Here is a 12,763-nt window from a genome sequence, read left to right on the forward strand (position 1 = left end):
GGCGCGCCGCCCGGTTTGCCCGGGCATGCCAGGCAAACCGGGTCAAATCGGCGGGGCATGGGAATACGGTAAAATGCTCGTTTTCCGTCTTCCCTTCCCCTGCCCGCGCCGGTCGCGGGCGGTGCCATTGCGATGCCCGCTATCGGTCCTCACGTATTGCGTAACAACCTGTTCGTCGCCCCGATGGCTGGGGTGACGGATCGTCCGTTCCGCCAGCTCTGCAAGCGGCTGGGGGCCGGTTACGCCGTGTCCGAGATGGTCGCGTCCAACGCGCAGCTGTGGAAAAGCGCAAAGACGATGCGGCGCGCGAACCACGAAGGCGAAGTCGAGCCGATCGCGGTCCAGATCGCCGGCGCCGATCCGGCGATGATGGCCGAAGCGGCCCGCTACAACGTCGACAACGGCGCGCAGATCATCGACATCAACATGGGCTGCCCGGCGAAAAAGGTCTGCAACGTCGCGGCCGGCTCCGCGCTGCTGCAGAACGAGCCGCTCGTGCAGCGGATCGTCGAGGCCGTCGTCGCGGCGGTCGGTACGGGGCCCGATGCGGTGCCCGTCACGCTGAAGATCCGCACCGGCTGGGACCGCGAGCACAAGAACGCGATCACGGTCGCGCGCCTGGCCGAAGCCGCCGGCATCTCGATGCTCACCGTGCACGGCCGCACGCGCGCCGACCTGTACCGCGGCGACGCCGAGTACGACACCATCGCGGCCGTGAAGGCAGCCGTTCGGATTCCGGTCGTCGCGAACGGCGACATCACGTCGCCCGCGAAAGCGAAGGCCGTGCTCGACGCAACCGGCGCCGACGCGCTGATGATCGGTCGTGCCGCGCAAGGCCGGCCGTGGCTGTTCCGCGAAATCGATCATTTCCTGCAAACCGGTGAACTGCTGCCCCCGCCGCTGATCGACGAGATCCAGCACGTGATGAACGAACACCTGGAAGACCACTACGCTTTCTACGGTGAATTCACGGGTGTCCGTACTGCGCGCAAGCACATCGGCTGGTACACTCGCGGCCTTTCCGGTGCCAACGGGTTCCGGCACAGGATGAACACGCTCGATTCCTCCCGCGAGCAGCTCGCCGCCGTCAATGCATTCTTCGAGGCGCAAAAAGCGCTGTCGGACCACCTCGTCTACGTCGATGACGAAGAGGAAAACGGCCAGGGCGAGTCGGACGACCATAACCAGTTAGCAGCATGAGCAAGCACAACATCGAACAATGTGTCCGCGAGAGCCTGGACGTGTATTTCCGGGATCTAGACGGCTCCAATCCGCACGACGTCTATGAAATGGTGATGTCCTGCGTCGAAAAGCCGATGCTCGAGGTCGTGCTCGTACAGGCAGGCGGCAACCAGTCGCTCGCCGCGGAGTACCTCGGCATCAACCGCAATACGCTGCGCAAGAAGCTGCAGCAGCACGGCCTGCTGTAAGCCGGCCGTCCCGTCCCCGTTTCCCTGGCTATTGGTGGTTCCATCATGATCAAGCAAGCGCTCATTTCCGTTTCCGACAAGACCGGCATCGTCGACTTCGCGAAGTCGCTGTCCGACCTCGGCGTCAAGCTGCTGTCGACCGGCGGCACTGCGAAACTCCTCGCCGACGCGGGCCTGCCCGTGACCGAAGTGGCCGACTACACGGGCTTCCCGGAAATGCTCGATGGGCGCGTGAAGACGCTCCACCCGAAGGTGCACGGCGGCATCCTCGCGCGCCGCGACCTGCCCGAGCACATGCAGGCGCTGGAACAGCACGGCATCCCGACGATCGACCTGCTCGTCGTGAACCTGTACCCGTTCGTCGCGACGATCGCGAAGGACGACTGCACGCTCGCCGACGCGATCGAGAACATCGACATCGGCGGCCCGACGATGCTGCGCTCCGCTGCGAAGAACCACCGCGACGTGACGGTCGTCGTCGACCCGGCCGACTATGCGGTCGTGCTCGATGAAATGAAGGCGAACGGCAACACGGTCGGCTACCCGACCAACTTCCGCCTCGCGACGAAGGTGTTCGCGCACACCGCGCAATACGACGGCGCGATCACGAACTACCTGACGAGCCTGACCGACGAGCTGAAGCACGCGTCGCGCAGCGCGTACCCGGCCACGCTGAACATGGCGTTCGACAAGGTGCAGGACCTGCGCTACGGCGAGAACCCGCACCAGAGCGCGGCGTTCTACCGCGACCTCGCGACGCCGGCCGGCGCACTGGCGAACTACCGCCAGCTGCAGGGCAAGGAACTGTCGTACAACAACATCGCGGATTCGGACGCGGCGTGGGAATGCGTGAAGACGTTCGACGCGCCGGCCTGCGTGATCATCAAGCACGCGAACCCGTGCGGCGTCGCGGTCGGCAACGACTCGGCCGACGCGTACGCAAAGGCATTCCAGACGGATCCGACTTCCGCGTTCGGCGGCATCATCGCGTTCAACCGCGAAGTCGACGAAGCGGCCGCGCAGGCTGTCGCGAAGCAGTTCGTCGAAGTGCTGATCGCCCCGTCGTTCTCCGACGCCGCGAAGCAGGTGTTCGCCGCGAAGCAGAACGTGCGCCTGCTCGAAATCGCACTGGGCGACGGCCATAACGCATTCGACCTGAAGCGCGTGGGCGGCGGCCTGCTCGTGCAGTCGCTCGACTCGCGGAACGTGCAGCCGAGCGAGCTGCGCGTCGTCACGAAGCGCCAGCCGACCGCGAAGGAAATGGACGACCTGCTGTTCGCATGGCGCGTCGCGAAGTACGTGAAGTCGAACGCGATCGTGTTCTGCGGCAGCGGCATGACGCTCGGCGTCGGCGCCGGCCAGATGAGCCGCGTCGATTCCGCGCGCATCGCGAGCATCAAGGCGCAGAACGCGGGCCTGACGCTGGCCGGCTCGGCCGTCGCGTCGGATGCGTTCTTCCCGTTCCGCGACGGCCTCGACGTCGTCGTGGCGGCAGGCGCGACCTGCGTGATCCAGCCGGGCGGCTCGATGCGCGACGACGAAGTGATCGCGGCAGCCGATGAGCACGGCATCGCGATGGTCCTGACGGGCGTGCGCCACTTCCGTCACTGATCGCGTGCGGCCCGCGTGGCTGCAACATGAAAGCCCGGCGGCGTTGCACCCGCCGGGTTTTTTATTGCGCGGCGCCTCCGCATGCAACCGTGCGGCCGGCGCGACGCACCATTCGTTGTAGTATCGCTGCATCAGGCAATTCTCCTCACTCATGCGAATTCTCGGCATCGACCCCGGCCTGCGCGTCACCGGCTTCGGCGTCATCGACGTCAGCGGCCACCGGCTCGCCTATGTCACGAGCGGCGTGATCCGCACGCCGACGGCCGACCTGGCCACCCGGCTCGGCACGATCTTCCAGGGCGTCTCGACGATCGTGCGCGAACATGCGCCCGACCAGGCCGCGATCGAAAAGGTGTTCGTCAACGTGAACCCGCAGTCGACGCTGCTGCTCGGCCAGGCACGCGGCGCCGCGATCTGCGGCCTCGTTGCGGGCGGCCTGCCGGTTGCCGAATACACGGCGCTGCAACTGAAGCAGGCGGTGGTCGGCTACGGCCGCGCGACCAAGACGCAGATGCAGGAAATGGTCACGCGCCTGCTCAACCTGTCCGGCCAACCGGGCTCGGACGCGGCCGACGCGCTCGGCATGGCGATCTGCCATGCGCACGGCGGCGACACGCTCAGCACCCTCGGCGGCCTCGCGCCGGCGCTCGCGAAGAAGGGGCTGCGCGTGCGGCGCGGGCGGCTGGTCGGCTGACGCCGGCGTATGCAGTCGCCCGGCACGCCGGGCCGGTCGCCGTGAGCGTTTCCACCGCGCGCGGCGCACCCGCGACACGCATCGTTTCGGCCTGATGTCCCGCCCCATCGGCATTGCGCCGCACGTGCGCTACACTCGCGCTTTATTCCTCGCATCCCGCCCTCCATGATCGGTCGCATCGCCGGCATCCTGCTCGAAAAGAACCCGCCTCATCTGCTCGTCGACTGCAACGGCGTCGGCTACGAAATCGACGTGCCGATGAGCACCTTCTACAACCTGCCGCACACGGGCGAGCGCATCGTGCTGCTCACGCAGCAGATCGTCCGCGAGGACGCGCACCTGCTGTACGGCTTCCTGACACCGCAGGAGCGCACGACCTTCCGCGAACTGCTGAAGATCACCGGCATCGGCGCGCGCATGGCGCTCGCCGTGCTGTCCGGCATGAGCGTGCAGGAGCTCGCGCAGGCCGTGACGATGCAGGACGCCGCGCGCCTCACGCGCCTGCCCGGCATCGGCAAGAAAACCGCCGAGCGCCTGCTGCTCGAACTGAAGGGCAAGCTCGGCGCCGACCTCGGTGCGCTTGCCGGGGCCGCATCGCCGTCCGATCACGCGACCGACATCCTCAACGCGCTGCTCGCGCTCGGCTACTCCGAGAAGGAAGGCCTGGCCGCGATCAAGAACGTGCCGGCCGGCACCGGCGTGTCCGAAGGCATCAAGCTCGCGCTGAAGGCGCTGTCGAAGGTGTAACGCACGTTCGGCAATCCGGCCGTCGAAGCCAGTGTCGCGCCGCGGCGCGGCACCCGCCAGTCGGCCGTTCGGCCAGGTAGGCCGGACGTCGGCGCGCGGTACAATGGCCGCATGATTGAAACCGACAAACTCGCCACCGAGCAGCGGATCATCGCCGCCACGCCCACCTCGTCGCACGAGGAGGTGTTCGAACGTGCGCTGCGGCCGCGCCAGCTCGACGACTACGTCGGCCAGGAAAAGGTGCGCGGCCAGCTCGAGATCTTCATCGAAGCCGCGAAGCGCCGCTCCGAGCCGCTCGACCACGTGCTGCTGTTCGGGCCGCCGGGTCTCGGCAAGACGACGCTCGCGCACATCATCGCGCGCGAGATGGGCGTGAACCTGCGCCAGACCTCGGGCCCCGTGCTCGAGCGCGCAGGCGATCTCGCCGCGCTGCTGACGAACCTCGAAGCCAACGACGTGCTGTTCATCGACGAGATCCACCGGCTGTCGCCGGTCGTCGAGGAAATCCTGTATCCGGCACTCGAGGATTACCAGATCGACATCATGATCGGCGAAGGCCCGGCCGCGCGCAGCGTGAAGCTCGACCTGCAGCCGTTCACGCTGGTCGGCGCGACCACCCGCGCGGGGATGCTGACCAACCCGCTGCGCGACCGTTTCGGGATCGTCGCGCGGCTTGAGTTCTACGATGCCGATCAGCTGTCGCGCATCGTGCGGCGCTCGGCGTCGCTGCTGAACGCGCAGATCGATCCGAACGGCGCGCTGGAAATCGCGAAGCGCTCGCGCGGCACGCCGCGGATCGCGAACCGGCTGCTGCGCCGCGTGCGCGATTTCGCGGAAGTGAAGGCCGACGGCCAGATCACCTCGGCCGTGGCCGATGCCGCGCTCGCGATGCTCGACGTCGATCCGGTCGGCTTCGACCTGATGGACCGCAAGCTGCTCGAAGCGATCCTGTACAAGTTCGACGGCGGCCCGGTCGGCATCGACAACCTCGCGGCGGCGATCGGCGAGGAGCGCGACACGATCGAAGACGTGCTCGAACCGTACCTGATCCAGCAGGGCTTCCTGCAGCGCACGCCGCGCGGGCGCGTCGCGACGCTGCTCACGTATCGGCACTTCGGGCTTTCGGTGCCCGACGCCCGCCGCCCCGAACGCGACGAGTGGAATACCCCGGACGGGAAGTAACCCGTCGCCCGCGCCGCCCCCGCCATGACCACGCCGCCTGCCCGCCACCCCGCCGCACCCACACCGGGCCCGCGCTGGGCCGAGCCGATTCGCAAGCGGCTCGTGGCCGGCATCACGCACCTGACGGTGGGCGGCGGCGGCCCGTCGATCGATCTTTCGTCGCCACCTGGCGACCCGGGGCTGTTCGGCCCCGACGCCGTCTGCTGGCGCGTCCATGCCGACTTCACGTCGATGATGACGGGCGGCATCGCCGCGCTGCTGCTGCAGGCGCTCCATCCGCTCGCACTCGCGGGCGTCTGGGATCACTCTTCCTTTCGCACCGACATCCTCGGCCGCTTGCGGCGCACCGCCACGTTCATCACGGGCACGACGTTCGGCAGCCGCGCAGACGCGCTCGCGCTGATCGAGCGCGTGAAGACGATCCATGCGCGCATCTCGGGCGCCGCGCCCGACGGGCGGCCGTACCGCGCCGACGATCCGGCGCTGCTGACCTGGGTGCATGTCGCGGAAGTGTCGAGTTTCCTCGTCGCGCATCTGCGTTATGTGAATCCGGCGCTGTCGGGCGAGCAGCAAGATCGCTACTACGCCGAAACGGCATTGATCGCCGAGCTGCTCGGCGCACACGAGGTGCCCCGTTCGCGCGCCGAGGTAGCCGCGTATTTCGCGCGCATGCAGCCCGAACTCGAAGCCGGGCCGCACACGTTCGACGTGATGTCGATCCTGCTGAACGTACCGGTCGCGAAGCCTGCGCTGCGGCCGGCCGCGTCGCTGATGGTGCATGCGGGGATCGACCTGCTGCCGCCTTGGGCGCAGCGCATGCTCGGCGTGTCGACGTTCGCGCCGTTGCGGCGCGCGGTGGTCCGGCCCGGCATACGCGCCGTCGCCCCCGTGCTGCGCTGGGCGCTCGTCAACGGCGCGTCGAAGCGCGCGCGCCGCCGTGCCACCGCACTCCCTTCCGACGGCACGCCGCCCGCCTGACGATCGGCTTCCTCCGATCATTTCAATTTACTGTCAAATACCTGTGACAAGCTGACGGGCTTGCACCCGCGCGCGGTCGCACGTGCTGCACGTCCCGTGCGCCCCGTCCGATACCCGCGCAGTGCCCCGCCCACCCGACCGACACCCGATACCCGCGATGCCACGCCTGCCGATCCGTCTCGCCCTTGCCGCCAGCCTGTCCACCTTGCTCGCCCTGTCTGCGTGCGGGGGCGACGATGTCGCCGCCGTTGCGCGCACGGACGCGCAGACGCCTGCCGGCGGCACGACGACCGCGCCGCCCGCCACGCCACCCGCGACCACCACGCCGCAACCGGGCAAGTGGAAGGCCGCCCGCGCAGGCGACCTGATCGACGTCACGCTCGGCGATCTCCATCCGACGCAGGGCGCGATCGGCTACGACCAGATCTACTACAAGCTTGGTCGCTACGAACTGCAGCCCGACAAGAAATTCGACGACTTCTGCGCGGACGAAGGGCTCGGCGGCGTCGCATCGAGCGGCTACACGGCCAAATCGTCGCTGCGCGAGCCCGCAAGCTACACGTGCACGACGACCGACGCGAACGCCCGCGACCGCTCGGTGCTGAATCCCGTCGTGATCGGCCCGAACGGCGATGCGCTGTACCTGACCGACGGCCACCACGGCCTGTCGACCTACTACGAGACGCCCGACGGTGGCCCGGCGCTGCACGTGCACGTCGTCGTCAAGGACAACCTCAGCAACTACTCGGGCGACGCGTTCTGGCAACAGATGCAAAGCCGCGGCTACCTGCGCCTGAAGAACGGCGAAGGCAAGCCGATCACGACCGCGCAACTGCCGGCCGGGCTTGGCCTGAAACTCGGGATGACGAACGACCGCTACCGGTCGCTCGTCTATTTCACGCGCGACATCGGCTACAGCAAGCCCGCGCAAGCCACCGACTATCTCGAGTTCTACTGGGCCGACTGGCTGCGCGCGCAGCCGGGCACGTTCGCGCTGGCGAACTACGACCTCACGCGCGGCGGCACGACCGATCCCGATCCGGCGAAAGCCGACACGGGCTACGTGAATGCAGTCTGGAATGCGTCGACGCGCATGGTCGCGGCGACGGACCCGGTGATCGACGGCAAGACGGGCGCCGACCTCGGGCGTGCCGACGCGATCAACGGCGGGAAGAAGTACAACAAGGGGGAATTCGACAAGCTGCGCCAGCCGGTCACGGCCGACAAGCCCGGCAAGATCGCGTACGCGCTCGACTACAAGACGCGCCACGCGTTGCCGCAATAAGCGTCACGCAGTCGCAGAAACCCCGGCCGGCGGGGCCGGCCGGGGCGCAGGGGTTCAGAGGACCTTGCGGTACCCGTCGTCGTCGCTCGCGGCTTCCAGATGCGACACGTCGGCCCACTGCACGACCTGCGCGCGGCCGTCCACGTAATCGACGACGTTGATGCTCGTGTTGAGCAGCTGATAAGTGCGCGGCGCCGACAGCTCGATCCCGTTCGCAAAGCGGTACACGCAGTCGAGCACGCCGCCGTGCGCGACGCACGCGATCCGGCCGCCCGGATGCGCGGCGACGATCGGCTCGAGCGCATGCAGCACGCGGTGATAGAACGCGCGCTGCGACTCGCCGCCTTCCGGCGCGAAGCCCGGGTCGCGCGTCTGCCAGGCCGCATATGCGTCCGGAAACAGCGTCTCGATCTCGGGGCTGTCGTGTCCCTGGAACGCGCCGTACGAGCGTTCGCGCAACCCTTCGCGGAGCTGCAGCGGCAGACCGAGCGCATCGGCAAAGGGTTGTGCGGTCTGCTGCGCGCGCATCAGGTCGCTCGAATACACGGCATCGATCCGCGCGCCCTCGCGCGCCTCTCGCTCGAGCCGGACAGCCAGCCGCTTTGCCTGCGCGAGCCCCGTGTCGGCCAGCGGAATGTCGATATGGCCCTGGATGCGCTTGATGCGGTTCCAGGCGGTCTCGCCATGGCGGATGAAAAGAATCTGCGTGGTGGCCATCGCGGCGCGTCTCCGGGAAAGAATCAGGGCCGCACTTGCAGCCAGAACGTCACGGGGCCGTCGTTGACGAGTGACACCTGCATGTCGGCGCCGAACTCGCCCGTCTCGACGACCGGATGACGCGCCCGCGCGGCCGCGACGAAATAGTCGAACAGCCGCGCGCCTTCGTCGGGCGGCGCGGCCGGCGTGAAGCTCGGACGCAGCCCGCTGTTGGTATCGGCCGCCAGCGTGAACTGCGACACGAGCAGCAGGCCACCTGCGCGGCCCTCGCCGTCGATGTTCGACACCGGCAGGTTCATCTTGCCGGCCGCATCGCTGAACACCCGGTAGCCGAGCAGCTTCGCAAGCAGTTTGTCGGCCGCGGCCTCGGTGTCGCCGCGCTCCGCGCAGACCAGCGCGAGCAGGCCCGCACCGATCTCGCCCGTCGTGCGGTCGCCGACGCGCACGTCGGCGCGCCTGACGCGCTGGATCAGCGCGATCATGCGGTCAGCGTAATGCGTGCGAAGCGGCGCTTGCCGACCTGCACGACGAATTCGCCGGCTTCGACCTTGAGCCCCTTGTCCGACACCGTCGCGCCGTCGATCTTCACGCCGCCCTGCTCGATATTGCGCAGCGCTTCGCTGGTCGACGGCACGAGGCCCGCCTGCTTCAGCAGCTGGCCGATCGCGAGCGGCGCACCGGCGAGCGTGACCGACGGAATGTCGTCCGGCACACCACCCTTCGCGCGGTGGTTGAAGTCTTCGAGCGCGCGCTCGGCGTCGGGCTGCGAATGGAACCGCGCGACGATTTCCTGCGCGAGCAGCACCTTGAAGTCGCGCGGGTTGCGACCGCCTTCGGCCTCACGCTTGAAGCCGGCGATCTCGTCGAGGCTGCGGAACGACAGCAGCTCGAAGTAACGCCACATCAGCGTGTCCGAGATGCTCATCAGCTTGCCGAACATGTCGGTCGGCTTCTCGCTGATGCCGACGTAATTGCCCTTCGACTTCGACATCTTCTCGACGCCGTCGAGGCCTTCGAGCAGCGGCATCGTCAGGATGCACTGCTGTTCCTGGCCGTACTGCTTCTGCAGTTCGCGGCCCACCAGCAGGTTGAACTTCTGGTCGGTACCGCCAAGTTCGAGATCGGCGTTTAGCGCGACCGAATCGTAGCCCTGCATCAGCGGGTACAGGAATTCGTGGATCGAGATCGGCACGCCGCCCTGGAAGCGCTTCGTGAAGTCTTCGCGCTCAAGGATCCGCGCGACCGTGTAGCGCGACGCCAGCTTGATCATCCCGTCCGCGCCGAGCGGCATCGACCATTCGCTGTTGTAGCGGATTTCGGTCTTGTCGCGATCGAGCACGAGCGCAGCCTGCTCGAAGTAGGTCTTCGCGTTCGATTCGATCTGCTCGCGCGTGAGCGGCGGGCGCGTCGCATTGCGGCCCGACGGATCGCCGATCAGCGACGTGAAATCGCCGATCAGGAAGATCACCGTGTGGCCGAGGTCCTGCAGCTGGCGCATCTTGTTCAGCACGACCGTGTGGCCGATGTGGATGTCCGGCGCGGTCGGGTCGAGGCCGAGCTTGATGCGAAGCGGCGTGTTCGTGGCCGCGCTGCGCGCGAGCTTCTGCGCGAACTCTTCCTCGATCAGCAGCTCGTCGACGCCGCGCTTCGTGACGGCGAGCGCATGCCGGACTTCGTCGGTGATCGGGAAAACAGGCTTGGAACTGGGTTCGGTGCTCATCGGTGCCAGGAAGAATGTCGCAAAAACAGGGATTTTCCCATAACTTGCGCGCGCATCGCTTAACGACACGTCAGGTTGCGCGGATAATCGGGCGCAAGGCGCGCGGCACCGGCCCGCGCCGCACGATCCAGGAGAACCCAACGTGCCGCAACGACAGCCGCAACACGCCCATCCGGCCGACGGCATCTACTTCGGGCTGATGTCGGGAACCAGCATGGACGGCGTCGACGGCGTCGCCGTGCGTTTCGAGGCCGGCAAGGCGCCGGTCGTCCTCGCGGAAGCGTTCGTCGGCTTCGCTCAATCGCTGCGCGACGCGCTGTTCGCGCTGCAGCAGCCGGGCGACAACGAAATCGACCGCGAATCGCTCGCGGCGAATGCGCTCGTCGCGCGCTATGCGGTGTGCTGCCATGAGCTGCAGCGCACGGCCGGGCTGTCGCGCGACGAGATCCGCGCGATCGGCGTGCACGGCCAGACGGTGCGCCATCGCCCCGAGCGCGGCTATACGCGGCAGCTCAACAACCCGGCGCTGCTCGCCGAGCTGGCCCAGGTCGACGTGATCGCCGATTTCCGCAGCCGCGACGTCGCCGCCGGCGGCCACGGCGCACCGCTCGCGCCGGCGTTCCATGCGACGGTGTTCGGTGCGCCCGGCGAAACTCGCGTCGTCTGCAATCTCGGCGGGATCAGCAACATCACGATCCTGCCCGGCGAAGGCGGCGACGTGCGCGGCTTCGACTGCGGCCCCGCGAATGCGCTGATCGACGAATGGGCGACCCGCCATCTGGGCAAGCCGTACGACGACGGCGGCAAGTTCGCCGCGCGCGGCACCGTGCATGCGCCGCTGCTCGACGCGCTGCTCGACGAACCGTATTTCGCCGCGCCGCCGCCGAAAAGCACCGGACGCGACCTGTTCAACCCTGCGTGGCTCGACGCAAAGCTCGCCGCGTTCGCGCAGATCGCGCCGGAGGACGTGCAGGCGACGCTCACGGCGCTCACCGCCGTGTCGGTTGCGCGCGAGATCGCCACGCATGCTCCGGGCTGCAAGGCCGTCTTCGTCTGCGGCGGCGGTGCACGCAATCCGGTGCTGCTCGACGCGATCAGGCACGCGCTGCGCGAGGCAGGCGTACCGGCCACCGTCGATACGACGGCCGCGCTCGGCGTGCCGCCGCAGCAGGTCGAGGCACTCGCGTTCGCGTGGCTCGCCTACCGCTTCACCGCGCGCCAGCCCGGCAATCTCGCGACGGTCACCGGCGCGGACGGCAACCGCGTGCTCGGCGCACTCTATCCGCGCTGATGCGACGCCCGCCGCATGGCGGGTGCCGCATGGCAGACGGACGTAAAAAAACGGGGCATGAAGCCCCGTTTTTCATTCCGGCGAACCGGCGCGAAACTGTCGTGCGCTCAGACCGAGAACGACGAACCGCACCCGCAGGTGGTGGTCGCGTTCGGGTTCTTGATCACGAACTGGGCGCCGTTGAGGTCGTCCTTGTAGTCGATCTCGGCGCCGACCAGGTACTGGTAGCTCATCGAGTCGATCAGGAGCTGGACGCCGTTCTTGTTCATCACGGTGTCGTCCTCGTTGACTTCCTCGTCGAACGTGAAGCCATACTGGAAGCCCGAGCAGCCGCCACCCTGCACGAACACGCGCAGCTTCAGGTCGGGGTTGCCCTCTTCGTCGATCAGTTGCTTGACCTTGTCGGCCGCGGCGTCGGTGAAGACGAACGGCAGCGGCATATCGGTCGTCGTTGCTGCGGATTCGGTAACAGCGTTCATTCGAACTCTCCAAGAAGCTTTAGCCGCTATTGTAGGGCCGATCAGAAGATCGTGCTGAAGTCCATGAAATCAATAGGTTCTTGTCGATTTCATCAAACGTGCCCGCGCGGGCTGCCGCAGCGGCGGCCTGGGCGCGGGCAAACAAGCGGCCATAAAAAAACCGCCAGCATGAAAGCTGGCGGTTTTTCCGGCGGACGCCACCCGAAGGCGGCGAGGCCATGAAGCGGAATTAACGCTTCGAGAACTGCTTTGCGCGGCGTGCCTTGCGCAGACCGACCTTCTTACGCTCGACTTCACGCGCATCGCGCGTGACGAAGCCTGCGCTCGACAGCGACGGCTTCAGCGTCGCGTCGTAGTCGATCAGTGCACGGGTGATGCCGTGGCGAACTGCGCCTGCCTGACCCGTTTCGCCGCCGCCGTTGACGTTGACCTTGATGTCGAACGTCTGGCCGTGGTTCGTGAGTTCCAGCGGTTGACGCACGATCATCAGCGACGTTTCGCGCGAGAAGTAGTCAGCGATGGGCTTGCCGTTGACGATGATGTCGCCCTTGCCAGCCTTGATGAAGACACGTGCGACTGCGCTTTTGCGGCGGCCCGTACCGTAGTTCCAGTTACCGATCATGTGGGCT

14 protein-coding genes are annotated in these 12,763 nt (G+C 67.4%); 9 read left to right on the forward strand and 5 right to left on the reverse strand.

Going from position 1 to position 12,763, the window contains the following annotated elements; translation table 11 throughout:
- Positions 1 to 132 precede the first annotated feature (132 nt).
- The 8 genes from dusB to BLA15945_RS20750 all read left to right on the forward strand — a co-directional run bounded on the left by dusB (position 133) and on the right by BLA15945_RS20750 (position 7,927).
- Positions 133 to 1,200 (forward strand): tRNA dihydrouridine synthase DusB, encoded by a 1,068-nt coding sequence (gene dusB / locus BLA15945_RS20715; RefSeq protein ID WP_059236102.1) that lies wholly within the window; start codon positions 133 to 135, stop codon positions 1,198 to 1,200.
- On the forward strand, positions 1,197 to 1,430 hold the full coding sequence (locus BLA15945_RS20720) for a Fis family transcriptional regulator (RefSeq protein WP_006476892.1): 234 nt from the start codon (positions 1,197 to 1,199) through the stop codon (positions 1,428 to 1,430). The genes dusB and BLA15945_RS20720 overlap by 4 nt, the downstream gene beginning before the upstream one ends.
- A gap of 45 nt (positions 1,431 to 1,475) precedes the next feature.
- Entirely contained in the window at positions 1,476 to 3,041 is a 1,566-nt protein-coding gene (gene purH, locus BLA15945_RS20725; protein ID WP_059236104.1) for a bifunctional phosphoribosylaminoimidazolecarboxamide formyltransferase/IMP cyclohydrolase, read from the forward strand.
- A 151-nt stretch (positions 3,042 to 3,192) separates the two neighbouring features.
- Entirely contained in the window at positions 3,193 to 3,735 is a 543-nt protein-coding gene (gene ruvC / locus BLA15945_RS20730; protein WP_039361444.1) for a crossover junction endodeoxyribonuclease RuvC, read from the forward strand.
- 165 nt (positions 3,736 to 3,900) lie between these two features.
- Positions 3,901 to 4,482 carry a Holliday junction branch migration protein RuvA gene (gene ruvA, locus BLA15945_RS20735; protein WP_059236106.1) on the forward strand — a complete coding sequence of 194 codons (582 nt, stop codon included), beginning with the start codon at positions 3,901 to 3,903 and terminating at the stop codon, positions 4,480 to 4,482.
- A 111-nt stretch (positions 4,483 to 4,593) separates the two neighbouring features.
- Positions 4,594 to 5,664: a Holliday junction branch migration DNA helicase RuvB gene (gene ruvB, locus BLA15945_RS20740; protein ID WP_059236108.1), complete on the forward strand. Its 1,071-nt coding sequence runs from the start codon at positions 4,594 to 4,596 to the stop codon at positions 5,662 to 5,664.
- 24 nt (positions 5,665 to 5,688) lie between these two features.
- On the forward strand, positions 5,689 to 6,642 hold the full coding sequence (locus BLA15945_RS20745; protein WP_174993261.1) for an oxygenase MpaB family protein: 954 nt from the start codon (positions 5,689 to 5,691) through the stop codon (positions 6,640 to 6,642).
- A 157-nt stretch (positions 6,643 to 6,799) separates the two neighbouring features.
- The gene (locus tag BLA15945_RS20750) at positions 6,800 to 7,927 is read left to right on the forward strand and encodes a ParB/Srx family N-terminal domain-containing protein (RefSeq protein WP_174993262.1); all 1,128 of its coding nucleotides are present in this window, start codon (positions 6,800 to 6,802) and stop codon (positions 7,925 to 7,927) included.
- A 54-nt stretch (positions 7,928 to 7,981) separates the two neighbouring features.
- Here the strand turns inward: BLA15945_RS20750 and BLA15945_RS20755 are convergent, their stop codons facing one another.
- Genes BLA15945_RS20755 through tyrS form a run of 3 tightly spaced genes read right to left on the reverse strand, consistent with a single transcriptional unit; the run spans position 7,982 to position 10,364 of the window.
- Positions 7,982 to 8,644 (reverse strand): histidine phosphatase family protein, encoded by a 663-nt coding sequence (locus BLA15945_RS20755; protein WP_059236114.1) that lies wholly within the window; start codon positions 8,642 to 8,644, stop codon positions 7,982 to 7,984.
- Positions 8,645 to 8,667: 23 nt separating this feature from the next.
- A complete protein-coding gene (gene dtd / locus BLA15945_RS20760) occupies positions 8,668 to 9,126 on the reverse strand; it encodes a D-aminoacyl-tRNA deacylase (protein WP_059236116.1) in 459 nt (152 codons plus the stop codon).
- The gene (gene tyrS, locus BLA15945_RS20765; protein WP_059236118.1) at positions 9,123 to 10,364 is read right to left on the reverse strand and encodes a tyrosine--tRNA ligase; all 1,242 of its coding nucleotides are present in this window, start codon (positions 10,362 to 10,364) and stop codon (positions 9,123 to 9,125) included. The genes dtd and tyrS overlap by 4 nt, the downstream gene beginning before the upstream one ends.
- A gap of 142 nt (positions 10,365 to 10,506) precedes the next feature.
- On the opposite strand from tyrS, the gene BLA15945_RS20770 reads away from it, so the two are divergent.
- A complete protein-coding gene (locus BLA15945_RS20770) occupies positions 10,507 to 11,655 on the forward strand; it encodes an anhydro-N-acetylmuramic acid kinase (protein ID WP_059236120.1) in 1,149 nt (382 codons plus the stop codon).
- Between the two features lie 107 nt (positions 11,656 to 11,762).
- On the opposite strand, the gene erpA is transcribed toward BLA15945_RS20770, so the two are convergent.
- Both erpA and rpsI read right to left on the reverse strand, forming a co-directional pair.
- The gene (gene erpA / locus BLA15945_RS20775) at positions 11,763 to 12,134 is read right to left on the reverse strand and encodes an iron-sulfur cluster insertion protein ErpA (RefSeq protein WP_006759918.1); all 372 of its coding nucleotides are present in this window, start codon (positions 12,132 to 12,134) and stop codon (positions 11,763 to 11,765) included.
- 229 nt (positions 12,135 to 12,363) lie between these two features.
- Positions 12,364 to 12,756 carry a 30S ribosomal protein S9 gene (gene rpsI, locus BLA15945_RS20780; RefSeq protein ID WP_006476904.1) on the reverse strand — a complete coding sequence of 131 codons (393 nt, stop codon included), beginning with the start codon at positions 12,754 to 12,756 and terminating at the stop codon, positions 12,364 to 12,366.
- Between the last annotated feature and the right edge of the window lie 7 nt (positions 12,757 to 12,763).

The sequence above is a fragment of the Burkholderia arboris genome (assembly GCF_902499125.1).
Lineage (GTDB): Bacteria > Pseudomonadota > Gammaproteobacteria > Burkholderiales > Burkholderiaceae > Burkholderia > Burkholderia arboris.